The following is a 25,726-nucleotide window of genomic DNA, read 5'->3' as shown; positions in this document are numbered from 1 at the left end:
CTGTCCTTCCCTCAGGCGTAACGACGATTGAAGCGGGAAAGCAGCAGAAGACCCTTCTGCATCAGAATAAATGCAAACAGCAGCAGCCCGATCAGTATCTTAGTCCACCAACTGGAAAGTGTTCCATCAAAGGTGATGTAAGTCTGAATCAAGCCCTGTATGAGAATTCCGATAAGCGTTCCCCCAACGAACCCTGCTCCCCCCGTCAGCAACGTTCCGCCGATGACCACCGCAGCAATGGCATCGAGTTCGACACCAACGGTAGCCAGCGAATATCCAGCCGACGTATAGAGAGAAAAAACGATTCCGGATAGACCGGCGAGAAAGCCGGACAGCGCATAGATCTGGATGGTCGTCCGGCCGACCGGAACACCCATCAACTGAGCCGTCTGCACCCCGCCGCCCAGCGCATAGACGTTGGCTCCGAAGCGGGTGCGATGCGCCAGCAGGATGCCGCCGGCAAAGACGATCAGCATGATACCGCCGATCAGCGTCAGACGACCGCCGCCCGGCAGCAGCAGATAGAGATCGCTGAGTTGCGTATAGAAATCATGCTCGATCGGGATGCTGTCGATCGACAGGACGAATGCGATGCCGCGCGCGAGAAACATGCCCGCCAGCGTGACGATGAAGGGCGGCATACTGAGATAGTGGATGATGGCACCCATGCCCGCGCCGAAGATCGTCGTGATCGCCAGAACAAGCGCGAAGGCGATCAAAGGATGGATCGAGGTATCCCGCAGAACGATCGCCAGGAAGACGCCGGTAAAGGCGATAACCGAACCGATCGACAGATCGATGCCGCCGGAAAGGATGACGAAGGTCATGCCGACTGCGGCAATTCCGAGAAAAGCGTTGTCCGTCAGCAGATTGCCGATAACGCGCGTCGACAGCATGGTCGGAAACTGCAGCACGCAGCCGGTATAGGCCAGCAGGAAAATGACGATCGTCACGAGCAGGGGAAGATATTTCGAATTCACTTTGCCTGCTCCTCATGGATCATCTGCGCCGCACCCCGCCGACGCCAGAAAAACGCCGAGACGGATTGGAGAGCTGGAGACTGGATGACCAGAATGATGATGACGATGACGGCCTTGATCACCAGATTGAATTCCGGCGGGAAGCCGGACAACAGAATGCCCGTATTGACCGACTGGATGATCATCGCTCCAACCAGCGAGCCGACAATGCTGAAACGACCGCCAAGAAGGGAATTGCCGCCGACGACAACGGCGAGGATCGCGTCCAGCTCAAGCCAGAGACCGGCGTTGTTCGCATCGGCGCCCTTGATATCGGCGGAAACGATGATGCCGGCGATTGAGGCGCAAAGGCCGCTCAGGGCATAGACGGCGATCAGCAGCACCGGCGTCTGGATGCCCGACAGCGTGCTGGCGCGACGGTTGATGCCGATCGCCTCAACAAGCATGCCGAGCGCCGTGCGCCTCACCAGAAGAATGACCGCCAATGCCACCAGCAGCCAGATGACGACAGGCATCGGCAGAGAGGCGAAAGACCCGCTCCCCAGGAAGATCAACCCATCGTCATTGAAGGTCATGATGACGCCTTCGGTGATCAATTGGGCTATCCCGCGGCCTGCGACCATCAGCACCAGCGTAGCGATGATCGGCTGAATGTCGAGAACCGCGACGAGGAACCCGTTCCAGAGCCCGCATGCAAGCCCGACGCCGATGGTCAGCAGCAGCGTGTAGGCGAGAGAATTCCCGGAGACGATGGCGGATGCCGCGACGGCACCGCAAATTGCGATCACCGCGCCGACCGAGAGATCGATGCCCTTGGTGGCGATGACGAGCGTCATGCCAATCGACAGAAGTGCTACCGGCGCACCGCGATTGAGAACATCGATGATGCTGCCGTACAATCTGCCATTCTGCATTTCCAGATGAAAGAACTGCGGGAACATAATGAAATTCAAAAGAAGAATGGCTGCCAACGCAATGAGTTGCGGAGCCAATCGAAATAACAGGGCCTTGATCTGGGAACTCATGCTTCTTCTCGCTTGCTCTCGCCCGTCGCTATGGAGTCGACGATATGGCTGGCAGTAATCTTGTCGCCCGTCAGTTCGGCAATATGCTCGCGGTCGCGCAGCACGATGACACGGGAACTATAGGCTACGAGCTCCTCCAGCTCGGACGAAATCACCACCAGCGACATTCCCTGCTGGCAAAGGTCTTCGATCAAGCGGATGATCTCGGCGTGCGCACCGACATCGATGCCGCGCGTCGGCTCGTCCAGTATCAGGAAGTTGGGATTGGTCGCCAGCCAGCGGGCCAGAATGGCCTTTTGCTGATTGCCGCCGGACAGCAGCCTTATCGGCTTTTCGCGGTCGGTGGTACGAATATCCAACGCCTTGATATAGCGATCAGCGAGCGCATTCTGCTCGCTGCGCGGCAATGGGCGTGCCCAGCCGCGGCGGGCCTGAAGCGCCATGACTATATTTTCGCGGATGGACAGATCGCCGATGATGCCGTCCGTCTTGCGGTCCTCCGGGCAAAAGCCGAAGCCGCTCTTGATCGCGGCACGCGGGCTCGAAAGAGCCACCGTCCGGTCCTCGATCTTTGCCTCGCCGCTGTCGGCGCGCTCGACACCAAAGAGCACCTCTGCGGTTTCCGTGCGTCCGGAGCCCAACAGACCGGCAATCCCAACCACTTCGCCGGCACGAACCTCGAGGTCGAAGGGTTTGATCTTGCCGCGCTTGCCGAAATTGGTGAAGCGGTACCTCACCGGCCCGCTTTCGCTGACCGCCTGCTTCGCAGTCGCTTCGGCGTGCGCAAGTTCGCGGCCAAGCATCATGGCGATCAGGGTTTGCCGCGAAAGGCCCTCAGCATCGCGCGTCCCCACAAGGCGGCCGTTGCGCAGCACGGTTATGCGGTCGCAGATCTGATAGACCTGTTCCAAAAAGTGCGTAATAAAAACAATGCCTAAACCGCGCTGCTTCAGATTTCGGATAATACCGAAAAGCATCTCGACCTCATGGGTGTCGAGGCTGGCCGTCGGCTCGTCGAGGATCAAAACCTTGCCGGAGAGATCGACGGCACGCGCGATCGCGATCACCTGCTGGATTGCCACGGAGAAACGGTCGAGCTGACGGCTGACATCGATGTCTATGCCGTATTGCGACAACAGGTCTTTCGCCATGCTGTTCATCACGCGGCTGCTGACCATGCCGAGGCGTTTCGGCTGACGGCCGAGAAACAGATTTTCCGCGACACTCAAATTCGCAAGGAGGTTCACCTCCTGATAAACCGTCCCGATGCCGAGCTTCTGCGCTGCGAGCGTATCATGCGGATCGATTTCGGCGCCATCGAGAACGAGGCTGCCTGCGTCGCGGCGATATGCGCCAGTCATGCACTTGATCAGCGTCGATTTCCCAGCACCATTTTCGCCGAGAAGCGCATGAACCTCACCCCGCCGCAATGTGAAATCGACATGATCCAGGGCGGTGGAACCGGGAAAATATTTGCAGAAGCCGGTAGCTGTCAGAAGACGCTCGACATCGTGAGCCATGGGCCAAGAATTTCCTTGAATTGAGCCGCTATGCAAAAGCGCGAAATACGCCGCTCGCTAGAGCGCCGTGCGTTCATCTTACTCCCATTCAGGTGATTTCACCCGAATTCGTGAAGTTTCAGCGCGCCCGCAGTTCCGCGTCGAAAAGCCCGCACCGGCCGTTTGCCGGCCGATGCGGTTTGCTTTCTTACATCAGTAACCCTGGCCCTTCTTTTCCTCGTAGACCTTCTGCGGGTCGTCAGACTGCGTGTACAGCTTGGACTCGGTCTGGATCCACTTCGGCGGCTCCTTCTTGGTCTTCAGGTAGGCGTCGAGAGCATCGAAGGCGGGGCCGGCCATGTTCGGCGTCAGTTCGACCGTCGCGTTTGCTTCGCCGGCAGCCATGGCCTTGAAGAGGTCCGGAACCGAATCGATGGATACGGTCAGGATATCCTTGCCCGGCTTCAGGCCGGCTTCCTTGATCGCCTGGATGGCGCCGACGGCCATGTCGTCGTTATGAGCGTAGAGCGCGCAGATATCCTTACCGCCGTTCTCAGCCTTCAGGAAGCTTTCCATGACTTCCTTGCCCTTGGCGCGGGTGAAGTCGCCCGTCTGGCTACGAACGATCTTCAGGTTGTCATGGCCCTTGATGGCTTCTTCGAAGCCCTTCTTGCGGGCAATCGCCGGCGAAGAACCGGTGGTGCCCTGGAGCTCGACGATGTTGCACTTCTTATCGCCGACGGTCTTCACAAGCCAGTCGCCGGCAACCTTGCCTTCGTGGATCTGGTCCGAGGTAACGGCGGTCAGATAGAGATCCTTCGGTGCGTTGATCGTGCGGTCAAGCAGGATGACCGGGATCTTGGCTTCCTTTGCTTCCTTCAGAACGGCGTCCCAGCCCGTTTCAACAACGGGAGCCAGCAGAATCGCATCGACACCCTGTGCGATGAAAGAGCGAATTGCCTTGATCTGGTTTTCCTGCTTCTGTTGCGCATCGGCGAATTTGAGATCGATCCCGCGCTTCTCAGCTTGCTGCTTGGTAACGGTCGTTTCCGCCGCACGCCAGCCAGATTCCGAGCCGATTTGCGAAAAGCCGACAACCAAATTCTTTGCCGACGCAGACGTAAACATGCAAGCAGCAAGAATCGTGGCACTCACCAGTGCAGTCTTCAATTTCATGATGTCCTCCCAATTGGCCGTCTCTTACGGCCAGTGGCAAAAAATCATATAGTAATACTTTTGTAAATCGACATTGTGTGATGCACTGCAACAAAAAAGGGCGCTCGGGGCGCCCTTTTTCAACCGTCTCAAATTTAGAGGCTTACTTTGCGGCAGGAAGCTTATCGTCGACGCCTTCGATGTAGAAATTCATGCCGAGCAGCGTAGCGTCATCGGCCTTTTCGCCAGCCTTCAGCCAAGGCGTTCCGTCCTGCTTGTTGATCGGGCCCGTGAAGGGAGCGAGTTCGCCGGACTTGATCTTGGCTTCAGTTTCCTGAGCCATCTTCTTCACGTCGTCAGGCATGTTGGTGTAGTCCGACATCTTCAAGATGCCGTCCTTCAGGCCGTCCCAGTTCTGTTCGGCCTTCCAGGTGCCGTCGAGCAGCGCATGGACGCGCTTGGAGTAGTAGTTACCCCAGGTGTCGACGACAGCGGTCAACTGCGCGTGCGGGCCGGAGGCGATCATGTCGGAGGCCTGACCGAAGGCATGGATGCCGCGTTCCTCGGCCACCTGCATCGGCGCGGTGGTGTCGGTATGCTGGGTCAGGATATCGACGCCCTGGTCGACCATCGCCTTGGCAGCATCGGCTTCCTTGCCTGGGTCGAACCAGGTGTTGACCCAGATGACCTTGAGCTTGAAGCTCGGATCGACCGAACGCGCGCCCTGCTCGAAGGAGTTGATGCCCATCACCACTTCCGGAATCGGGAAGGAAGCAATGTAGGCGGCACCGTGATTCTTCGACATCTTGGCGGCGATCTGCCCCAGGATGTAGCGGCCTTCATAGAAGCGCGAGTTGTAGGTGGCGAGATTCGGGCCGCTCTTGAAGCCGGTCGCATGCTCGAACTTCACCTTAGGGAACTTCGCGGCGACCTTGACGGTGGCATCCATGAAGCCGAACGACGTGGAAAAGATCAGCGAGCAGCCGGAACGAGCGAGGCGCTCGATGGCGCGTTCGGCGTCCGGGCCTTCCGGAACATTTTCGAGATAGGGCGTATCGATCTTGTTGCCGAACTCCTTCTGGACCTGCTGACGGCCGAGATCGTGCGCCTGCGAATAACCGCCATCCGTGTGCGAGCCGACATAGACAAAGCAGACCTTGGTCGGTGCCGCTTCGGCCGCGGCAGCGAAGCCGATAATGGCGGCGGCCGTGGTGGCGAGTGTGAGTGCTAGTTTCTTCATGGTTACCCCTGCTGGTTTGACATAACTTACGAAATCCGTCCGGTTGTTGTTCTTAGCGCTCCGGAACGAAGGCCTTGCCGAGCGACGCTGGCGTATTGATCAAGGTCGCGCGGCGATTTTGAGAGATGATGACGAGAACCACTATAGTCGACGCATAGGGCAGCATCGACAGGAATTGTGCGGGAATGCCAACCCCGAAGCCCTGCGCATGAAATTGCAGGATCGTCACCGCCCCGAAGAGATAGCCGCCGGCCATGACGCGCATTGGCCGCCACGACGCGAAGACAACGAGAGCCAGCGTCACCCAGCCCCGGCCGGCCGACATGTTCTCAACCCATTGCGGCGTGTAGACCAGCGACAATTGCGCGCCGGCGAGGCCTGCGCAGGCGCCGCCGAACATGACGGCCAGATAGCGCGTGCGGATGACATTGATGCCGAGGGCATGCGCCGAGCCATGACTGTCGCCGATGGCGCGTAGCTTCAGGCCGGTCCGGCTGCGGAAGAGGAACCAATTGACGCCGATCAGCAGCGCGATCGAGAGATAGAAAGTCAGGTCCTGCTTGAAGAGCACCGGCCCGATGAGCGGAATATCGGACAGGAACGGAAAGACGATTTCCCGCAACTGCACGCCGGGCACGCTGACATAACCTTCACCGATCATGCCGGAGAGACCGAGGCCGAGGATAGTGAGCGCCAGACCCGTCGCCACCTGATTGGTCACCAGCGTCAACGTCAGGAACCCGAACAGCAGCGAAAACAGCGCACCGCCGACAATGCCGGTGATGAGGCCCACATAGGGTGATCCGCTCATCTGCGCGCCGACGAAAGCGGCGACAGCACCCATGATCATCATGCCTTCGACGCCGAGATTGAGCACGCCGGAGCGTTCCACCACCAGTTCGCCGAGGCCGGCGATAACGAGCGGCGTCGAGGCGGTGATGATGGTCAGGAGAATCGCTTCAAAAACACTCATAGTCATGCCGCACCTCCCCGAACCCGCGACCAGACCAGCCGGATCTTATAATTGATCAGCGTATCGCAGGAGAGCACGAAGAAAAGCAACAGCCCCTGGAAGACGCTCGCCGCCTTGGCGGAGATGCCGGGTGACAATTGCGCCGCCTCGCCGCCAAGATAGGTAAGCGCCAGTACAAAGCCGGAGAGGATCGCGCCAAGCGGATTGAGACGCGCCAGGAAAGCAACGATGATGGCGGTAAAGCCGTAGCCAGGCGATATCGCCGGCTGCAGATGGCCGATCGAGCCCGAAACCTCGGAAATGCCGGCAAGACCTGCTAATGCACCGGAGAAGAGGAAGCCGAACCAGACCATTTTTCGCGAAGAGAATCCGGCGAAACGCCCTGCCCGTTCCGATTGGCCGAGAACGGTTATCTCGAAGCCCTTCAGCGTATATTTCATCATGAACCAGGCAAGGATCGCCGCGACGATGGCAAAGACGATACCCCAATGCGCCCGGCCGGAGTCCGCCCAGATCGCCGGCAGCACCCCCTCCGGCGGAAAATCGATGCTCTGCGGGAAATTATGGCCCTGTGGATCGCGCCATGGCCCGCGTGACAGCCAATCCAGGAAGAGCTGCGCGATATAAACGAGCATCAGGCTCGTCAGGATCTCGTTGGTATTGAAATGCGCCTTCAACAACGCCGGAATCGCGGCATAGAGCGCGCCGCCAATGGCACCTGCGATCAGCATCAGCGGCAGGACCATCGGTGAATGCCAATCGGTGTAGACGATCGGGATATACGAGCCGACGACCGCGCCGATGGTGAACTGGCCTTCGGCGCCGATGTTCCAGTTGTTGGAACGATAGCAGACACAAAGGCCGACGGCGATCATGATTAGTGGCCCGGCCTTGATGGCCAGTTCGTGCAGCGACCAGACTTCCAGCAGTGGCTCGACGAAGAAGGCGTCCAGCGCCTCCACGGGGTCCTTGCCGAGGACGGCGAACATGATGGTGCCGGCGATCAGCGCCAACGCGAGGGCAAGCAGCGGCGACAGGAAGCCGAACAGTTTCGAAGCCTGCGGGCGCCTTTCCAGTTCAATGCGCATGCATAGGCTCCGAATGCGTCTTTGATTCATGCAGGCCGCCCATCAGGAGGCCAATCTTTTCCCGCGTCAGCTCGCCCGCTGGATAGGCCTGCGACAGCCGCCCTTCGGAAATGACGGCGATGTCGGTGGCAACCTCGAATATTTCGTCGAGATCCTGGCTGATGACCAGCACGGCCGAGCCGTTGCGGGCAAGATCGACCAGTGCCTGACGAATATGGCTCGCGGCACCCGCATCGACACCCCAGGTCGGCTGATTGACGACCAGCACGGTCGGCTGTCGGTCAAGCTCTCGGCCAACGATGAACTTCTGGAGATTGCCGCCGGAGAGCGAGCCGGCAGTCGGGTCCTCGCCGCTCTTGCGCACGTCCATGGCTTCGGAAATGCGCTTGGTCGCCTGTTTGACCGCACCACGCCGAATCACTTTCAGGAAGCCGCCGCCAAGAAAAGCACGGCGGTCCGATTTGCTGCGGGCGAGCACCAGATTGTCCGATAGCTTCAGCCCCGAAACCGCCGCATGGCCATGACGTTCCTCCGGCACAAAGCCGGCACCTAACAGGCGGCGCGCGTTGATACCCTTGGTCCCGACCGCTTGGCCACGCACGAAGATCAAATTGTCCGATGGCACGGTGTGTTCACCGGAAACGATGTCGAACAGTTCGCCCTGCCCGTTTCCGGCAACGCCGGCGATCGCCAGAATCTCGCCGGCGCGTACCCGCAGCGAAACGTTCTTCAACGACATGGCAAAGGGCGTGCGGGCAGGCACCGAAAGACCGGCAATCTCGAGCTGGATGTCGCCCTTTTTACCAAGCCCTTCATGCTGCACGCTGGCAACATCGCTGCCGACCATCATACGAGCCAACGAGCCGGGCGTTTCCTGCCGTGGGTCGCAGGCACCGGTTACCTTGCCATGGCGCAGCACCGTGGCGCGGGAGCAGATGCGTTGCACCTCCTCCAGGCGGTGGCTGATATAGAGCACCGAACGGCCTTCGTCCCGGAGCCGGAAGAGCGTTTCGAACATACGATCGGCTTCCTGCGGGGTCAGCACGGAGGTCGGCTCGTCGAGGATGATCAGCTTCGGATTCTGCAGTAGCGCGCGGACGATTTCGATACGCTGGCGCTCGCCGACGGAAAGATCGGCCACATGCGCATGGGGATCGAGCGGCAGGCCATAGGCTCGCGATAGGCTGGCAGCCTCCTCGGCGATCTTGCCGATCGGGATGCTGTCATCAAGGGAAAGGGCAATATTTTCAGCGACCGTCAGCGCTTCGAACAACGAGAAATGCTGAAACACCATGCCGATGCCGAGCTTACGCGCTTCGCCAGGCGAACCAATGGAAACGGGTTGGCCTTGCCAGGCGATCTCGCCCTCGGTTGGCTCCAAAACGCCGAACAGCATCTTCACCAGAGTGGATTTGCCTGCGCCGTTCTCACCGAGCAAAGCGTGAATCTCGCCCGGTCGAATTTCCAGATCAATTCCATTACAGGCAGCAAAGCTACCGAACAGCTTCGTCAGCTTGCGAACCGACAATAACGCGCCGGTTGCCGGCACATCGAATGACGACACGTTCCCCTCATTTCCTTCCCACTGTCCTACCCTTTCGGATCTATGGGATCAGCAGCGTAGTTCCACTCGTTTTTCTTGTTTCCAGATCCGTGTGCGCGCGCCCCGCATCGCTCAACGGATAGGTCTGGTTGATATTGATACGCACTTTGCTGCCTTGCACAACAGCAAATAATGCTTTTGCGCTGGCTCTCATTTCCTCAGGGGTGGCGATATAGGCGAAAAGGCTTGGCCGCGTAGCAAAAAGCGAGCCCTTCTGATTAAGGATGGCAAGGTTAAAATTTTCAATCGGACCAGAGGATTGGCCGAAAGTCACCCACATGCCGCGCGGCTTCAGACAATCGAGGGAGTGCGGAAACGTATCACGGCCAACCGAGTCATAGACGACATCGACACCCTTGCCGCCGGTAATCTCGCGGACGCGGTCGACGAAGCTCTCGCTGCTGTAATCGATCACATGGTCATAGCCATGTTCCAGCGCCAGTTTCACCTTTTCAGGCGAGCCGGCGGTTCCGATCACCGTGGCGCCGAGCGCCTTTGCCCATTGTCCGGCAATCAATCCGACGCCACCGGCCGCAGCATGAAATAGCAGCACCGTTTCCGGACCGACCTTGAAGGTGCGGTTGAGAAGATATTCGGCCGTCATACCCTTCAGCATCATCGACGCCGCGGTCTCGAGCTCGATATCATCGGGTACCTTGACGATAAAACGCGTCTCGATATTGCGCTCGACGCTGTAGGCGCCATCGCTGCCGACATAGGCAACGCGATCGCCGACCGCGAAATCGCTGACACCCGGGCCTACGGCCGTTACCGTGCCGGCCGCTTCCTTGCCAAGCGGCAGCGGAAAATAGGGCGCCTTGTAAAGACCCGAACGGAAATAGACATCGATGAAATTCAATCCGATCGCAGCATGGCGGATCTGCACCTCGCCGGCGCCTGGCGGCGGCAGGTCGACCTCTTCCAGCTTCATGACCTCCGGACCGCCGTTTTCGTGAATGCGAATGGCGTGGGTCTTCTTCATGCTCATGTCTCGCAAATCCTACTGGCGTCCGAGGGACGGGAAAAACTGCAGCACGGCGCCGATGCAATAGAGATAGATGCCGGTAACGATAAACAAGATAACGGCCCATTCCGGCATGACGAAATGCATGAGCAATGAATACACTCCGAGCGCGGACCAAAGCAGGAATATGCCGAGATTGAGCGGCCGCAGCCGCTTGACCCGCACCGGATGCAGGAAATTGATCGGCAGGAATGTCAAAACAACCGAAACGCCGACCAGCACCATGGCAGTCACCGCGCTGGCGTCGATGACGAAGAGCGTAAAGACGATCATGTTCCAAACGACAGGGAATCCGGAGAAGAAATACTCCCCCGTCTTCATGCCCGTGTCGGCATAATAAATGGCACTGGATACGACGATCATGCCTGCGGCGACGAAGGACCAGGGCTCACCGATCATGCCCTTTTCGTAGAGCGCGAAGGCGGGCAGAAGCACATAGGTCACGTAGTCGATGATGTTATCCAGCGTGTCGCCGGACCAATTCGGTAAAACTTCCTTGACGCTGACCTTACGGGCGATCGGACCATCGATGCCATCGACAAGCAACGCCAGGCCGAGCCACCAGAACATATCGACAAAGCGATGTTCCGCCGCTGCAACAACGCCGAGAAAGGCAAGGAATGAGCCGGATGCCGTCAAGATATGTACGGAAAAGGCGCGGATTTCCGCGTAAGGCACCCGCTTGTAATTGAAGATTTTCATCCGCCCCGTTACTCGCCTGCTTATCTACCTGCCCCGGCAGGCGATTTTTCTTGCTAATATGCACCCTTTGCCCGGCGCTGCCAGCGCAAAAGCGTCCATGTACCATAGGCTAGCGCGAGTTCTTGTCATTTTCACCCGCTGCGATGTTTCATCCCATGGATTTCAACAGGCTAAGCGTCTATTTTCAGAAAGAAAGATAATTGAGGCATCGATATGAAGCAGGTTGAAGTGGCCGTCATCGGCGGCGGTCTGGCGGGCATGATCGCGGCGATCGCCTTGGCGCGCGGCGGACGAGCCGTTGCGCTCATAGCCCAGCCGCATAACAAGGCCGACCGGCGGACGACGGCGCTGATGGACCAATCGATTCGCTTCCTGGAGCGGTTGACGCTCTGGGACAGGATTGCGCCGTCCACCGCACCGCTGACCACGATGCAGATCATTGACGGCACCACACGGCTGCTGCGTGCGCCGACCGTCGCCTTCCGCGCCTCCGAAATCGGCCTCGACGCCTTCGGCTACAATATACCGAACGCCGCACTGCTCAGCGCTCTTAGCGAAGCCGCAAAGGCGGAAGGCAATATCACGCTTATCGAGACGGCGGCTTCTGAGGTGACTGTGCGCGACGATGGCGTCACCATCACTCTCGAAGACGGCGATATCGTTGAAACGGCTTTGGTCGTCGGTGCGGACGGGCGCAATTCGATGGTGCGGGAAACGGTGGGGATCAAGGTCAAGACGTGGTCTTATCCGCAATCGGCCATGGTGCTGAACTTTGCGCATTCGCTGCCGCATCAAAACATCTCTACCGAATTCCATACGGAAAGCGGGCCGTTCACCCAGGTCCCCCTGCCCGGCAATCGCTCGAGCCTCGTCTGGGTGCAAAAGCCGGCGGAAGCCGCCGCCAATGCTGAGAGATCGCTGGAAGACCTCGGGCGCCTCATCGAGGACCGTATGCAATCGATGCTCGGCAAGGTTACTGTCGAGGACAACGTCCAGGTCTGGCCGCTCTCCGGCATGACGGCCTATCGCTTCGGCAAAGGCCGCGCCGCGCTGATCGGCGAAGCCGCGCATGTTTTCCCGCCGATCGGCGCGCAAGGGCTGAACCTCAGCCTGCGCGATATCCTGACGCTCGTCGAAATTCTGGCGAGCCCCACAGGGCAGCCGATTTCAGCATCCGCCGGCGACAGTTTCGACCGCCGCCGCCGTGTCGATATCATCAGCCGGACGGCGAGCGTCGATCTGCTGAACCGTTCCCTGCTTTCGGATTTCCTGCCCGTCCAGATGTTGCGAGCAGCAGGGCTGCATGTCCTTTCAGCCATTCCGCCATTGCGCAACATCGTCATGCGCGAAGGCATCGAGCCAGGCGGCGGCTTGCGCGGTTTTCCGTCGATGCTACGGGAAAAGTTGCGCCGGTAAGGCACCGGACTTGATCAAATAAAGCACCAGCGAGACCGTCACCACCGAACAAGCGGTGGTGATCAGGATCGTCGCGGAGGCGCGCTCCTGCCAGACGCCATATTGCTGGCCGATGACGAAGACATTCGTCGCCGTTGGCAGAGCCGCGAGCAGCACCGCCGATTCGATCCAGATCGGATCGAAGCCGCCGACCGCCTGCAGCACGACATAGACGACCAACGGATGCAGAATGAGCTTGACCGGCACGATATAGCCGATCTCGGCCGGTATGCGTTTCAGCGGCCGCAGCGCCAATGTCACGCCCATGGCGAACAAGGCGCAGGGTGCGGCCGCCTGAGCGAGATAATCGACGAAGTGCTGGAAGGGAGCTGGCTGGCCGACCGAAAAGGCCGCGGCGGCAAAGCCGAGGGCCGTCGACAGGATGAAGGGATGCAGCAGCACCCTTCTCGCGATGTCGGCGGCAAGCCGCCATGGCGAACGTTTATCGCCGCCCTCGATTGCCATCAGCGCCGGCGCGACGATGAAATGCAGCGCATTTTCAAAGCAGACGATCAGCGCCACCGGTACGGCGGCCTTCTCGCCAAGCGCCAGCAACGCTAAGCCCGGCCCCATGTAGCCGATATTGCCGTAGGCACCGGCAAAGGCCTGGATCGTGCTATCGGCCAGCGAATTGCGACGCAGGAAGCATCCGACCAGGAACACCAGCAGAAAGATCAGATAGGTCGCGGCAATGTCGGTGGCGATGAAATCGACTCGCGTCAATTGTTCGATCGGCGTTTGCGAGACGAGCTTGAAGAAGAGGGCCGGCAACGCGGCGTAGATGATGAAGGTGTTGAGCCAGCCAAGCGCCTCAGCCGACTGTTTGGTGATGCGCGCGGCAATATAACCGACCAAGATCAAGCCGAAGAACGGCAGCAACAGACCGACAATGTCAGCCATCGGGCACATCCATTTTGGCGATTGGAGACAGGACGGGAGTTGCTTAGCCGATTTGCATCAGGATTGGAAAGGTTTGCTGAAACCAGATCGCCATGTCGCTGACATAGCCAAATATGAACGCCAGGCCGGTCAGCACGAGCAGCCCGCCCATAACCTTCTCAACCGTGCCAAGATGGCGGCGGAAGCGGACAAGAAAGCTCATGAAGGCGCCCGAAAAACCGGCGGCGATCCAGAAGGGGATGGCAAGGCCGAGCGAATAGATGGCGAGCAGCCCGGCGCCGGCGCCGATCGTCTCCCGCGAAGCCGCAACGCCGAGGATTGCCCCGAGCACCGGGCCGATGCAGGGCGTCCAGCCGAAGGCAAAGGCGAGGCCCATGATATAAGCACCCGTCAGCGTCGCCGGTTTGCCGCCCCCTTGGAAACGGGCCTCGCGAGCAAGAATGCCAAGCCGAAAAACGCCGAGGAAATTCAAGCCCATGACGACGATGATCAGGCCGCCTATTTTCGCCAGGATATCGAGATGCTGGCGTAGCAATATGCCGATCGAGGACGCACCGGCGCCAAGCGCAATGAACACGGTCGCAAAGCCGAGCGTGAAGAACAGCGCCGAAAACAGGACATTGCCACGAACGCTCGGCCCCGTCGCAATAGCCGCTCCACCACCGCGGAATTGCTCGACAGAAATGCCGGCCATATAGCAGAGATACGGTGGCACCAGCGGCAGGACGCAGGGCGAGAGAAACGAAAGCGCTCCGGCAAGCAAGGCGCTCAGAAGCGAGATATCGGCAAGCGACACGATAGACTCCGGCTATGTCATTCAGCCGTCTTACTAGCGTTGCCGGGGCCGGAACGCCAATCACCTTTTCGCGGGCGAAGCGGGCACAAGGCCGCACCCCTACCGAATAAAGATTGCTTCATATACTGCTAATATCCGAATTTACTCACAGCAACATTGACGTCATTTCTTCTAGCTCTCCAATGATTGCAAGGGAGCGTATCATGGCGGCTGTTGTTACAGAGCATTCCGAAACCTCCGTCGGCATGACGCCGGTGCACGATTCGTCGGCCACGGCCATGAGGCATAAAGAGGAAAGCGTTTTTCGCTTAAAGGCCGAGGGAAAGTCGATGGATTGCATCGCCCAAGAGGCAGGCGTCAGCCGATCGACCGTGACCAGAATCTTCCGCTATGTCGAACGAGCATCCGCCGGCTAGCAGACCGACAGGTGCGACGGCGCAGCAAATCGCTTGCCCGGTCGAGGCGGACACAGGTCGTTCTCATTCGGACATAGGGTAGACACGAAAACGGCTGAACAGGCCGGAGATAAAAGGCCCTGCCCTATAAACTGTCTGACTTTCCTGGATTTTTTGGTGAGAGCGATGGGATTCGAACCCATGACCTACTGATTAAAAGTCAGTTGCTCTACCGGCTGAGCTACGCTCTCCCTGTCCGCGGATGGTCACACCCCGGCTGGAAGTGCGCGGAACATATGCAGACGCCCTATTGCGGTCAACCCATAAAATCGCAGTTGCGGCGACGGACAATGCTTTTCCGCATGTCGACGTGGTGAAACCTGCCTGTCTCGATGCGCGACTTGGAAAGATCAGCGCATCAAGCAGTGGTTTCAAGCTGGAAAAAAGCAAGGATTGGTCGTTTTGATGATACGGAAGGGCATGATTCCTCAATTTAAGGATTATCTTATAGATTATTCTTGCCTTTTCGGGAGATTGCCGCAGACTTTTTGAGGGGCGACTACGCCTTTCTTATTCGAACGAATGACTCGGCGAGCGCCACGTCGGAATGTTACCACGGTTTTGATAGGATGTTTTTGAGCGAACACGGCATTATTGAATGCTAGTTGCCTGAATTCTTAAGATATCTGCCCGGTATCAGGTTTGGGCCGGCACTGGGGGTCGAGGGCGCCAATGAAGCAGAAATCCGAGCTCGATAAATGGTGCAAGGCACAGGAGCAATTTCTGCGTTTCCACCTGCATTGTCTGAAACAGGGCCGCATCCGCGTACATGTCGTGGAAAACAACCGGTTCATCGACACGACCGATGAAGTCGCCGAGGATTTGAGAAAACAGTTAGCCGATCTCAAAGCCTGTCTCGGCGCCCCGGAACAACGGTAACATTTTTCCCCAATAATCGCGCTTTGCCAGCCAGCGGCTCTGTTCGCAACCCAAACGCAATTGTTTGCGGGCCGAATCGCTTTTGGTGTATATCAACTTTTATCAGTAACTTGCCGATTCCTTGAGGAGGATATTTATGGAAGACGCACACGTCGGTTGGATCGCAGCGATCATTATTGGCGGCTTCGCCGGCTGGCTCGCCGAAAAGCTCATGGAAAGCAACATGGGCGTTATCATGAACATCATCCTCGGCATCGTCGGGGCAATTGTTGCTAGCTGGCTCCTTGGGGCCCTGCACATCGCATTGCCGTTCAACGCATGGCTCAACTATCTGATCACCGGCTTCATTGGTGCCTGCATCCTGATCTTCGTCGGTCGGTTGATCAGGCGATAGGCGCGCGCTGCGCGAGCAGAAAGCCGTCCGGACAGAGATGCTCAAAGGGAAGATGGGGATATCTCGTCTTCCCTTTTTTATTGTATTTATGTGACATTTTGCCTTTCACAACCCTTTTCAACCGCATCCGCAGCCCTAACTTTTGTTGGGTAGACGGAAGAGGAGGTTGGAAGCATGACCCAAAGCGCCAATCAGACGCCGGGCCGGAAAGTAATACGCGGTCGCCCCTACAGCATCGCCGAATTCGCACGAAAATATCGCCTCGACGACAAGGAAGCCAAGCGGCTGTTCGACAAGTTCGGACCGTCTTCGACGGAACTGGATTTGCTGATGGCTGCCAAGCGGAAGCCGCCGAGCCTATCCTCCGCAATCGGCTATTGACCCTATCTCACGGTCACGGGCTCCCCTCGCCCGGCCCTTGACCGTCCGATTCCACCAAATCAGAACTTTGACAGGTCCGGCAGGCGGGCTCGCAGCCGGCCGATCTCACCTGATATATCACCGTCGCTTGCCATCGCGACGACGCCATGGCAACTTGTGATATATCAATGGAATCGCCCGAGAATGCTGAATTCGCAAAGCCATCTTGCTTATCTCGCCCTTGAGCATCGGATCGTGACGTTGGCGCTGAAACCGGGTGCACTGGTCACGGAAAAGCAACTGATCGAATTGGCAGGCCATGGGCGCACGCCGGTGCGCGAGGCGATTCAGAAGCTGGCGTGGCAAGGGTTGATTCATGTAAGGCCGCGCGTCGGATTGCAGATCGCGGAGATTCGGCCGGGAGACCATATGCATGTGATGCAGGTCAGGCGCGAACTCGAACCGATCGCCGCATCGCTGGTCGCCAGCCATGCCACTGAGGAACAACGGGAACAGTTGCTTGAGTGCGCCCGGCTCATGAGTGATTGCGCCGCAACGCGCGATCTGCCTGGCTTCTTCGCTGCCGACAAGGCGTTCGATGAAATCCTTGAGGAGGCCTGTCCGAACGGCTTCATCACGGCCGCACTCGGACCCGTGCAGACGCATTCGCGCCGGCTCTGGTATTCGACCGCTACGCCCGATGGCATGGACCGGTCGATTGCGTTGCATGTCAGCGTCATCACGGCAATCCATCGGGGCGACAGCGATGATGCCCGCAAAGTGATGGCAACACTGATCGATTATCTCAGCGACAGATGAAAAAAGCGGCCTCGCTATCGAGACCGCCTTACCTATTCCGATATCCGAGAGCAGTTTCGCTTTTCACGAAAACGCGGAATTAGCCTATTTTGCAATCCCGGATGGAAAACTGCTTCGTATTTTTCGTTTAGCCGACGAAGGCGCGTTCGATGACGAATTCGGCCGGCTTGCTGTTGGCGCCTTCGTTGAGGCCTGCCTTCTCAAGCAGGTCCTTAGTGTCCTTCAGCATGGCCGAGGAACCGCAGATCATGCCGCGGTCGACCGCGGGATCCAACGTGGGAATGCCGAGATCGGTGAAGAGCTTGCCGTTTTCGATGAGATCGGTAATGCGGCCCTTGAAGGGAAACTCTTCGCGGGTGACGGTCGCATAGTGGCGCAGCTTGTCGCCGACGACTTCACTCAGGATTTCATCGTTGCTGATTTCCTCGACGAGGTCGAAGCCGTATTTCAGCTCTGCCACATCACGGGTTGTATGCGTGAGGATCACTTCCTCGAACTTCTCATAGGTCTCTGGATCGCGGATCAGGCTGGCGAAAGGCGCAATGCCGGTGCCGGTCGAGAACATATAGAGCCGCTTGCCCGGCGTCAGCGCGTCGAGCACCAGCGTGCCCGTCGGCTTCTTGCGCATCAGCACTTCGTCGCCCGGCTTGATGTTCTGTAGATGCGAGGTCAGCGGACCATCCGGCACCTTGATCGAGAAGAATTCAAGCTCATCGGCCCAGGCAGGGCTCGCGATCGAATAGGCGCGGTAAAGCGGCTTGCCGTCGACCATAAGGCCAATCATCGCGAACTCGCCCGAGCGGAAGCGGAAGCCCTGCGGCCGGGTCATCGTAAAGCGAAAGAGCCGGTCGGTATAATGCGTCACGCTCAGTACCTTCTCGGCAAAGACGCCGGCGGGCACTGCGGAAACAAAGTCTTCGGTCTTGGCGGGGGCGTTCATTCGGTCTCGGATCCCGTATTCGTCGTACACGTCATTCTTGGCAAGCTGCGTTTCGCGAGGCTGATATTATAATATAGCCCCGATTTAAAGGCATTCTATTCCATCACACGGCGCCGGCATAAAATATGCGTGTTCCGGTCAAGATTCACGCCATCATGTCAGCCATATATAGTCACTAGAATGCGGCAATCCGATGTATCTCGCATTGCCGCCACTCCTGGGGCTGAAAGCCGCATCAGGCCGTTTTGGCGGCCTGGCGGCGCCAGCTATAGGCTTGGCCGCCTTCGGAATGCCGGGCGGTCGGCTGATAGTGATGCGGAATGCCCGGCAGGCGCTGTTCCGAAAGCCGATTCAGCGCCGTCTCGTTGGTGACTGCGAAACTATCAATACCGACCCGCAACATCAATGGAACCTGGTCAATCAGCACATCGCCAACCGCACGCAGCTCGCTGGTGTAGCCGAGGCGCTGGCGCAGCAGCGAGGCGTGGCTGAAGGCGCGGCCATCGTTGAAAGCCGGAAACGCCACGGCGACGATCTCCAGGCGATCGAGATAGGGCTCCAGCCGGGTCACATCGTCAGCCGGCTTGATCAAGACGCCGAGGCCGATATCGTTGCTTTCCTCGGCCTTGGCAATCAGGGCATCGAGGCCGAGCAGCGGCTTCTGCTCTTCCGTCGCCTTCAGCTCATCGGTTTCGATGATCCAGGGATCGTTTGCGACAAAACCGGTTTCCCGCCAAATCTTCGTCATGGCCATCTCCTTACGCCGCTTCGGCCGCTGCCGAGCCGTAGAGCGCATCCTTGAAAGGCTGCGGTCCGACGCGACGATAGGCGGCGAGGAAGGTTTCGGAAGGCTCCAGACGCAGGCCGAGATAGGTATCGACGATCGTCTCGATCGCATCGGTCACCTTTTCCGGCTCGAAACCGCGGCCGATGATCTCACCGATCGAGGTATGCTCATCGCCGGAGCCGCCGAGCGTGATCTGATAGAGTTCCGCACCCTTCTTCTCGACGCCAAGCAGGCCGATATGGCCGACATGGTGGTGGCCGCAGGCATTGATGCAGCCCGAAATCTTGATCTTCAGCTCACCGATTTCGGCCTGACGCTCGGCCGAACCGAAGCGCCTGGAGATTTCCTGCGCAACCGGGATCGAACGAGCATTGGCGAGAGCGCAATAGTCGAGGCCGGGACAGGCGATAATGTCGGTGATCAGGCCGGCATTGGCGGTTTCGAGACCGGCGGCGACCAGGCCGCGATAGACGGCTTCGAGATCGGCCAGCGCCACATGCGGCAGGATCAGATTCTGCTCGTGGCTGACGCGGATTTCGTCGAAGGCATATTCTTCGGCGATATCGGCCACCACATCCATCTGCGCGTCCGAAGCATCGCCCGGAATACCGCCGATCGGCTTCAGCGAGATCGTCACCATGCCGTAATCGGGATTCTTGTGCGGCTGCACATTCTGCTGAACCCAGCGGGCAAAGGCCGGATCGGCCTTCTTCCAGTGGGCGAGGTTTTCCCAGCCTTCGGCGCGTTCCGGCAGAGCCGGAGGTGCGAAATAGGTCGCGATCGCCTGAACGTCGGCCTCAGGAAGCTTCAGTTCCGTGTCTTTCAGGTTTGCAAACTCGGCCTCGACCTGACGTGCCAATTCCGCAGCACCGGTTTCGTGCACGAGGATCTTGATGCGGGCCTTGTATTTGTTGTCGCGGCGGCCGTGCAGATTGTACACGCGCACGATGGCGGTCGTGTAGGACAGCAAGTCTTCTTCCGGCAAGAACTCGCGGATCAGCTTGGCGACCATCGGCGTGCGGCCCTGCCCGCCACCGACATAGACGGCAAAGCCGATCTCGCCCTTGTCGTTTTTCTTCAGATGCAGGCCGATATCATGCACCTGGATGGCGGCACGGTCGCGCTCGGCGCCGGTGACAGCAATCTTGAACTTGCGCGGCAGGAAGGAGAATTCCGGGTGAACGGAGGACCACTGCCGCAGGATTTCCGCATAGGGACGCGGGTCGGCGACTTCATCGGCGGCGGCACCGGCAAAATGGTCGGCCGTGACGTTACGAATGCAATTGCCTGACGTCTGGATGGCGTGCATCTCGACGGAAGCAAGCTCAGCAAGCACATCGGGTATATCGGACAGCTTCGGCCAGTTGAACTGCAGGTTCTGGCGGGTGGTGAAATGGCCGTAACCGCGGTCATAGGTGCGCCCGATATGCGCGAGCATCCGCACCTGGCGCGAGCTCAGCGTGCCATAGGGAATGGCAATGCGCAGCATGTAAGCATGGAGCTGCAGATAGACACCATTCATCAAACGCAGCGGCTTGAACGCATCTTCCGACAGCTCACCCGAAAGGCGCCGCTGCACCTGATCGCGGAACTGCGAAACCCGTTCCGCAACAAAGGCGTGGTCAAATTCGTCGTAGCGATACATGATTTCCTCAGACTGCAATGAATTCCGGATCGGCCGCGGCATAACCCGGCGCGTATTCCATCGTGGGACCTTCGGCGCGGATGCGCTCACGCAGGCGCAGCGGCCAGAGCTTGCCGGCGGTTTCCTGAACTTCAATCAGGTTGACGTCGACGACCTTGTTATCGGCATAAGCCTGCTTGCCGATCGCCTCGAGCGCGGCATCCGCCTCGGCATGACGAGCGACGAGCGCCTCCTGCAGCGAGGTTGCCCACTCACCATTGGCATCCAACCAGACGGCAATGCCATCGGTCAGCCGGTTTGCGGTCAAAACCTTGTCGACCATGGATCAGCTCCTTGCAAATTCTTGAGCGGCGGTCTCCTGGCGGACCAGCGGCTCGGACTGTTCGAAATTGGCGCCGGCGACAGCGTCGCCGATGATGACCATGACCGGACCGCCGAGTTCATCGCGATGCTCCAGGTCCGGCAGATCTTTCAAGGTGCCGTGCATCAGGCGACGGTCGCGGCGGCTGGCGTTCTCGATGACGGCGACGGTGGTCTCCGGCGGAAGCCCGGCTTCCATCAGACGACCGGCCACGGAAGCGGCGACCGTGCGGCCCATATAGACAGCGATGGTCGCGCCGGATACGGCGAGGCTCGCCCAATCCGGCAGGACGTTGCCGGTCAGGTCGTGACCGGTGGTGAAGACCAGCGACGAGGCGACGCCGCGCAGCGTCAACGGCAGCTCGAAATCGGCAGCCGCAGCAAAAGCCGAGGTGATACCGGGAACGATCTCATAGGTAACGCCAGCAGCGCGGAGGGCAGCCATTTCCTCAGCCGCCCTGCCGTAGACCAGCGGATCGCCGGACTTCAGCCGCACGACGCGCTTGCCGTCCTGACCAAGCTGCACCAGCAGATCATTGATCTCTTCCTGGGATTTCGTGTGGCAGCCCTTGCGTTTGCCGACGGAAAGACGCTCGGCGTCACGGCGGCCCATATCGACGATCGCCTGTGGGACGAGCGCGTCATAGACGATGACATCGGCTTCCATCATCACGCGTTGAGCGCGCAGCGTCAGCAAATCTTCCGCGCCAGGACCGGCACCTACCAGCCACACATGACCCTCGACCTTGTGCATAGAGTGCAGCAAGCTGTCGGCGGCACGTTCGGCTTGCAGCAGATGACCGGCGCTGACGGCGTCAGCAACAGGGCCGGAAAAGAAGCGGCGCCAGAAGACGCGGCGGGCGACGCCACGCGGCACCAGGCGTTCGACGGATTTGCGATAGCTCGTCGCCAGTTCTGCGAGCTTGCCAAGCGAAGGCGACAGCAATTGATCGATCTGCGCGCGGATCATCTGCGCCAGCACGGGGCCGGCGCCTTCGGTGCCGATAGCGACAGCGACCGGGGCGCGATTGACCAGCGCCGGCGTGTAGAAATCGCAATAGTCAGGCTGATCGACGGCGTTTGCCGGAATTCTTGCGGCGCGGGCAGCGTCAACGATGGCGCGGTCGGCTTCGGCATCACCGGTGGCGGCGAACACCAGGGCAGCGCCCTCCACCTGATCGGGCGAAAAAGCCGTTCGCACGGTCTCGATGCGATTGGCGATCAGGAAGGAATGATAATCGGCTTCCGGCGTTTGCGCGTAGGCGACGATCTTCGCCTGCGTATTCATCAGCAACCGCGTCTTGGCAAAGGCTTCATCACCATTGCCGAACACAGCCGCGATCCTTCCTTCCACGCGAAAGAAGGCGGGAAACACCGAAAGCTGTTGAGTCCTGGGAGGCATCATTATTCCACTTCGAGATTGCCCGAATATCACCTTACCGGCCAGGAGATTGAAGAAACAGAAATTCTAATGCTCCGCCGAGTCCGTATTCTTTTGCTCGACATCTCTCCGATTTGAGCAAAACTCACCAGTCAGTCAGAATAGCATAAATACAGGAAATCCATAGACTTTTAGGACTTCTTGCTATCAAGGACATTCCTATTGCCTGTGGCAAATGGAGTCCATACGTCATTTGCGCATTCCGCCGTGCCGGCAATGCCGTTAAGATGAAGAAAATATCTCGGAGTGTTCCGTTTGTCCGCCAACACCATCGCCGCCCGCCTCCTCGATGTCATGGAACACGATATCCTGCCGCTGACGCAAAGGGGCGTTGCCGCCGGAAACAAGGTTTTCGGCGCGGCGATCCTGCGTAAATCCGACTTGTCGCTGGTCATTGCCGAAACGAACAACGAGCTCGAAAATCCGCTTTGGCATGGCGAAGTACATGCGTTGAAGCGCTTCTACGAACTCGGCGAGAAGCCTGCGACCAAGGAGCTGATCTTCCTCTCCACGCACGAGCCCTGCACCATGTGCATGTCGGCCATCACCTGGGCCGGCTTCGATAATTTCTACTATTTCTTCAGCCATGAGGATTCCCGCGACGCTTTCGCGATCCCGCATGACCTGAAAATCCTGAAAGAGGTCTTCGGGCTGGAACCGGGCGGCTATCGCCGGCAGAACGCCTTCTGGAACAGCTTTGCGGTCGCCGATCTCGTCGAAACGGAAGCGGACCCGCTGAAGGCGGCGCTCAAGGAACAGACGGCGCGCATCAAGGCCGCCTATGCCGCGCTCTCCAATCGCTACCAGGCGACCAAGAGCGACAACGACATTCCACTAAACTGAAATAGACAAGACCATAGAGGCCACGATGGAAGCATCGCGAGACATATCCCGCCTGATCGAAATCATGGCGGCACTGCGCAACCCCGAGACCGGTTGCCCGTGGGACATCGTCCAGACCTTCGAGACCATCAAGCCCTATACGATCGAGGAAGCCTACGAGGTTTCCGATGCGATCGAACGCAGGGATATGGACGATCTTTGCGAAGAGCTCGGCGATCTCCTGCTGCAGGTCGTTTTCCATGCTCGCATGGCTGAGGAAGCGGGCGAATTCTCCTTCGGCGATGTAGTGGAAGCCATTACCCGCAAGATGATCCGCAGGCATCCGCATGTCTTCGCTGTCTCCGGCGCCGATACGCCCGACGCGGTGAAAGTGCAGTGGGAAGAGATCAAGGCGCAAGAGAAGCGCGAGCGCGCCGAGCGCCGGGCACGCCGGGGAATCTCCGAGGATTTCAAAACCGGTTTTCTCGGTTCGGTGCAACGCACATTCCCCGCTTTGACCGAGGCGCTGAAATTGCAAGAACGCGCCGCCAAGGTCGGCTTCGACTGGTCAGCGCCCGAGCCGATCCTCGACAAGATCGAGGAGGAAATCGACGAATTGCGGGTGGCACTTGCAAGCGGCGACAAGGCCAAGGTCAGCGACGAACTGGGCGACCTGATCTTCGCCGTCGTCAACATCGGCCGGCATGTGAACGCGGAGCCCGAGCAGGCATTGCGGGGCACGAACACGAAATTCCGCCGCCGTTTCAATCACATCGAAACGACACTCGCCGCCGAAGGGGAAACTCTCGACGGCGCTTCTCTGGAGCGGATGGAAGATATCTGGCAGGCGGCGAAGGCGATCGAGCGTCAGCTCGCTGAATAGAGCAAATCCAGCGCGAAGCGGTTTTCCGTCCGGAATTGCGGAAAAAACAAAGGGATAGAGCGGTTCTTCTGTGAAAAGTTGAACCACTCTAGGACGTCTATTCCCAATCCTCGCGCTGCGGCTTCGGACCATTGCCCATGCGCCGCTCCAACTCCGCCGCTTCCGTCTCGGTCAAGCGCAAATCCAAGGTGACGGTGCCGTCCTCGTTGTCTTCGCGGCCATCGACGATGGCGTAATTGTAGAGCCACGGCAACAATGCCAGCTTGTCGAGGGGCAGCGTGATCGTCGTCTCGGTCAGGACACCGGAGAGCCGGCGGCTGATTTCGTTCATCAGGCGATCGACGCCCTCGCCGCTCCTTGCCGAGACCGCGATGACGTTTTCAGCGGTCGATGCCTTCTGGACGATGGCATCATGCGCCTCCGGCTCCAGTCGGTCGATCTTGTTCCAGACTTCGAGGATGCGCTCCGCCCCTTCCGCCTCGCCGATGCCGAGATCGCCGAGGATTCGCATGACATCGGCGCTCTGCGCCGGATTGTCATCATCGGAGAGATCGCGCACATGCAGGATCAGGTCGGCTTCCAGGACTTCTTCCAACGTGGCGCGGAAAGCGGCCACCAGATGGGTCGGCAGGTCGGAAATGAAGCCGACGGTATCGGAAAGGATCACGGTGCGGCCATGCGGCAGCTTCATGCGCCGCAGCGTCGGATCGAGCGTCGCAAACAGCATGTCCTCGGCCAGGACACCAGCACCGGTAATCCGGTTGAACAGCGTCGACTTGCCGGCATTGGTGTAGCCCACCAATGCCACGATCGGATGCGGCACCTTCTTGCGCTTGGCACGGTGAAGCTGGCGGGTGCGCACCACCTGCTCCAGCTCGCGCTCGAGCCGGATGATCCGCTCCTGCAGCATGCGCCGGTCGGCTTCGATCTGTGTTTCACCGGGGCCGCCCATGAAGCCCGCACCGCCGCGCTGGCGCTCAAGGTGGGTCCAGCTTCGAACCAGCCGGCCCTTCTGGTAGTTCAAATGCGCAAGATCGACCTGCAGCGTGCCTTCCTTGGTGGAGGCGCGGCGGCCGAAGATTTCAAGAATCAGACCCGTGCGGTCGATGACCTTGGCGTTCCATTCCTTCTCGAGATTGCGCTGCTGCACCGGCGTCAGCGGATGATCGACGATCACCAAGCCGGCATCGAATTCGTCGAGTAGCGCGCGGATTTCCTCGATCTTGCCGGTGCCGAGAAGTGTCGCCGGACGCGGATCGCTGATCGGCACGATCGAGCCATTGACGACGTTCAAGTCGATGGCGAGTGCCAGACCCTTGGCTTCTTCGAGCCGGCTTTCGGGGGAACGGATGGTCGTCGCCCCATCCGCCTGCGCGGAGCGCGACGCGCGCGCCTGCTTCAGGACGGGCACAATGACGACAGCATGCGTGTCATCCCGATGCTTCGCAGTTTCCGGGATGATGGAATCGTTTTTCGTATCGCGTGTCGTGATAACGGCAAA

The 25,726-nt window shown here is 59.1% G+C and carries 26 protein-coding genes and 1 tRNA gene; 8 read left to right on the top strand and 19 right to left on the bottom strand.

What is annotated here, in order from left to right:
* Positions 1-11: 11 nt before the first annotated feature.
* The 10 genes from yjfF to pcsA all read right to left on the bottom strand — a co-directional run bounded on the left by yjfF (position 12) and on the right by pcsA (position 11,289).
* Positions 12-980, bottom strand: a complete 969-nt coding sequence (yjfF, locus tag C9E91_RS09330) for a galactofuranose ABC transporter, permease protein YjfF (RefSeq protein ID WP_107107991.1) — start codon at positions 978-980, stop codon at positions 12-14.
* A complete protein-coding gene (locus C9E91_RS09325; RefSeq protein ID WP_107107990.1) occupies positions 977-2,005 on the bottom strand; it encodes an ABC transporter permease in 1,029 nt (342 codons plus the stop codon). Before C9E91_RS09325 ends, yjfF begins: the two co-directional genes overlap by 4 nt.
* A complete protein-coding gene (gene ytfR / locus C9E91_RS09320; protein WP_107107989.1) occupies positions 2,002-3,525 on the bottom strand; it encodes a galactofuranose ABC transporter, ATP-binding protein YtfR in 1,524 nt (507 codons plus the stop codon). Before ytfR ends, C9E91_RS09325 begins: the two co-directional genes overlap by 4 nt.
* Positions 3,526-3,717: 192 nt before the next feature.
* Complete coding sequence (ytfQ, locus tag C9E91_RS09315) at positions 3,718-4,680, bottom strand: galactofuranose ABC transporter, galactofuranose-binding protein YtfQ (RefSeq protein WP_107107988.1); 963 nt, start codon at positions 4,678-4,680, stop codon at positions 3,718-3,720.
* A 142-nt stretch (positions 4,681-4,822) separates the two neighbouring features.
* Positions 4,823-5,899 carry a BMP family ABC transporter substrate-binding protein gene (locus tag C9E91_RS09310; protein ID WP_107107987.1) on the bottom strand — a complete coding sequence of 359 codons (1,077 nt, stop codon included), beginning with the start codon at positions 5,897-5,899 and terminating at the stop codon, positions 4,823-4,825.
* 52 nt (positions 5,900-5,951) lie between these two features.
* Positions 5,952-6,872: an ABC transporter permease gene (locus C9E91_RS09305; RefSeq protein WP_107107986.1), complete on the bottom strand. Its 921-nt coding sequence runs from the start codon at positions 6,870-6,872 to the stop codon at positions 5,952-5,954.
* Between the two features lie 2 nt (positions 6,873-6,874).
* Positions 6,875-7,960 carry an ABC transporter permease gene (locus tag C9E91_RS09300; protein WP_107107985.1) on the bottom strand — a complete coding sequence of 362 codons (1,086 nt, stop codon included), beginning with the start codon at positions 7,958-7,960 and terminating at the stop codon, positions 6,875-6,877.
* On the bottom strand, positions 7,950-9,524 hold the full coding sequence (locus tag C9E91_RS09295) for an ABC transporter ATP-binding protein (protein ID WP_107107984.1): 1,575 nt from the start codon (positions 9,522-9,524) through the stop codon (positions 7,950-7,952). The genes C9E91_RS09300 and C9E91_RS09295 overlap by 11 nt, the downstream gene beginning before the upstream one ends.
* A gap of 40 nt (positions 9,525-9,564) precedes the next feature.
* Positions 9,565-10,545 carry a quinone oxidoreductase family protein gene (locus C9E91_RS09290; RefSeq protein ID WP_107108141.1) on the bottom strand — a complete coding sequence of 327 codons (981 nt, stop codon included), beginning with the start codon at positions 10,543-10,545 and terminating at the stop codon, positions 9,565-9,567.
* Between the two features lie 18 nt (positions 10,546-10,563).
* Positions 10,564-11,289, bottom strand: a complete 726-nt coding sequence (gene pcsA, locus C9E91_RS09285; protein WP_107107983.1) for a phosphatidylcholine synthase — start codon at positions 11,287-11,289, stop codon at positions 10,564-10,566.
* A gap of 213 nt (positions 11,290-11,502) precedes the next feature.
* Between pcsA and C9E91_RS09280 the strand changes: the two genes are divergently transcribed.
* Positions 11,503-12,705 carry a UbiH/UbiF family hydroxylase gene (locus tag C9E91_RS09280; protein WP_107107982.1) on the top strand — a complete coding sequence of 401 codons (1,203 nt, stop codon included), beginning with the start codon at positions 11,503-11,505 and terminating at the stop codon, positions 12,703-12,705.
* On the opposite strand, the gene C9E91_RS09275 is transcribed toward C9E91_RS09280, so the two are convergent.
* Both C9E91_RS09275 and C9E91_RS09270 read right to left on the bottom strand, forming a co-directional pair.
* Positions 12,682-13,644, bottom strand: coding sequence for an AEC family transporter (locus C9E91_RS09275; RefSeq protein ID WP_107107981.1), 963 nt, complete (start codon positions 13,642-13,644; stop codon positions 12,682-12,684). The genes C9E91_RS09280 and C9E91_RS09275 overlap by 24 nt on opposite strands.
* A 43-nt stretch (positions 13,645-13,687) precedes the next feature.
* On the bottom strand, positions 13,688-14,440 hold the full coding sequence (locus tag C9E91_RS09270; RefSeq protein ID WP_107107980.1) for a cytochrome c biogenesis CcdA family protein: 753 nt from the start codon (positions 14,438-14,440) through the stop codon (positions 13,688-13,690).
* Between the two features lie 203 nt (positions 14,441-14,643).
* Between C9E91_RS09270 and C9E91_RS09265 the strand changes: the two genes are divergently transcribed.
* Positions 14,644-14,856: a helix-turn-helix domain-containing protein gene (locus C9E91_RS09265; RefSeq protein ID WP_107107979.1), complete on the top strand. Its 213-nt coding sequence runs from the start codon at positions 14,644-14,646 to the stop codon at positions 14,854-14,856.
* A 154-nt stretch (positions 14,857-15,010) separates the two neighbouring features.
* Here the strand turns inward: C9E91_RS09265 and C9E91_RS09260 are convergent.
* A tRNA-Lys gene (locus C9E91_RS09260) sits at positions 15,011-15,086 on the bottom strand.
* A 481-nt stretch (positions 15,087-15,567) separates the two neighbouring features.
* On the opposite strand from C9E91_RS09260, the gene C9E91_RS09255 reads away from it, so the two are divergent.
* From C9E91_RS09255 to C9E91_RS09240, 4 genes are all read left to right on the top strand, one after another.
* Positions 15,568-15,774: a hypothetical protein gene (locus C9E91_RS09255; RefSeq protein WP_107107978.1), complete on the top strand. Its 207-nt coding sequence runs from the start codon at positions 15,568-15,570 to the stop codon at positions 15,772-15,774.
* Positions 15,775-15,910: 136 nt separating this feature from the next.
* Positions 15,911-16,168 (top strand): GlsB/YeaQ/YmgE family stress response membrane protein, encoded by a 258-nt coding sequence (locus C9E91_RS09250; RefSeq protein WP_107107977.1) that lies wholly within the window; start codon positions 15,911-15,913, stop codon positions 16,166-16,168.
* Between the two features lie 174 nt (positions 16,169-16,342).
* Entirely contained in the window at positions 16,343-16,549 is a 207-nt protein-coding gene (locus tag C9E91_RS09245) for a hypothetical protein (protein ID WP_028753159.1), read from the top strand.
* A gap of 183 nt (positions 16,550-16,732) precedes the next feature.
* A complete protein-coding gene (locus C9E91_RS09240) occupies positions 16,733-17,347 on the top strand; it encodes a GntR family transcriptional regulator (protein WP_107107976.1) in 615 nt (204 codons plus the stop codon).
* A gap of 127 nt (positions 17,348-17,474) precedes the next feature.
* Here the strand turns inward: C9E91_RS09240 and C9E91_RS09235 are convergent, their stop codons facing one another.
* The 5 genes from C9E91_RS09235 to cysG all read right to left on the bottom strand — a co-directional run bounded on the left by C9E91_RS09235 (position 17,475) and on the right by cysG (position 22,481).
* Entirely contained in the window at positions 17,475-18,287 is an 813-nt protein-coding gene (locus tag C9E91_RS09235) for a ferredoxin--NADP reductase (RefSeq protein ID WP_107107975.1), read from the bottom strand.
* A 235-nt stretch (positions 18,288-18,522) separates the two neighbouring features.
* Positions 18,523-19,035, bottom strand: a complete 513-nt coding sequence (locus tag C9E91_RS09230) for a DUF934 domain-containing protein (protein ID WP_107107974.1) — start codon at positions 19,033-19,035, stop codon at positions 18,523-18,525.
* A 10-nt stretch (positions 19,036-19,045) separates the two neighbouring features.
* Entirely contained in the window at positions 19,046-20,719 is a 1,674-nt protein-coding gene (locus C9E91_RS09225; RefSeq protein WP_107107973.1) for a nitrite/sulfite reductase, read from the bottom strand.
* A gap of 7 nt (positions 20,720-20,726) precedes the next feature.
* Positions 20,727-21,041: a DUF2849 domain-containing protein gene (locus C9E91_RS09220; RefSeq protein ID WP_107107972.1), complete on the bottom strand. Its 315-nt coding sequence runs from the start codon at positions 21,039-21,041 to the stop codon at positions 20,727-20,729.
* 3 nt (positions 21,042-21,044) lie between these two features.
* A complete protein-coding gene (gene cysG / locus C9E91_RS09215) occupies positions 21,045-22,481 on the bottom strand; it encodes a siroheme synthase CysG (RefSeq protein ID WP_107107971.1) in 1,437 nt (478 codons plus the stop codon).
* A gap of 294 nt (positions 22,482-22,775) precedes the next feature.
* On the opposite strand from cysG, the gene C9E91_RS09210 reads away from it, so the two are divergent.
* Both C9E91_RS09210 and mazG read left to right on the top strand, forming a co-directional pair.
* The gene (locus tag C9E91_RS09210) at positions 22,776-23,363 is read left to right on the top strand and encodes a deaminase (protein WP_107107970.1); all 588 of its coding nucleotides are present in this window, start codon (positions 22,776-22,778) and stop codon (positions 23,361-23,363) included.
* Between the two features lie 25 nt (positions 23,364-23,388).
* A complete protein-coding gene (mazG, locus tag C9E91_RS09205) occupies positions 23,389-24,225 on the top strand; it encodes a nucleoside triphosphate pyrophosphohydrolase (RefSeq protein WP_107107969.1) in 837 nt (278 codons plus the stop codon).
* Positions 24,226-24,322: 97 nt separating this feature from the next.
* Here the strand turns inward: mazG and hflX are convergent, their stop codons facing one another.
* Positions 24,323-25,684 (bottom strand): GTPase HflX, encoded by a 1,362-nt coding sequence (gene hflX / locus C9E91_RS09200; protein WP_181316057.1) that lies wholly within the window; start codon positions 25,682-25,684, stop codon positions 24,323-24,325.
* Between the last annotated feature and the right edge of the window lie 42 nt (positions 25,685-25,726).

It is taken from the genome of Rhizobium sp. SEMIA4064, assembly GCF_003025035.1.
GTDB classification, from domain to species: Bacteria; Pseudomonadota; Alphaproteobacteria; order Rhizobiales; family Rhizobiaceae; genus Rhizobium; species Rhizobium paranaense.
The sequence above is the reverse complement of the archived record's forward strand: the minus strand, read 5'-3'. Positions and strand labels throughout refer to the sequence as shown.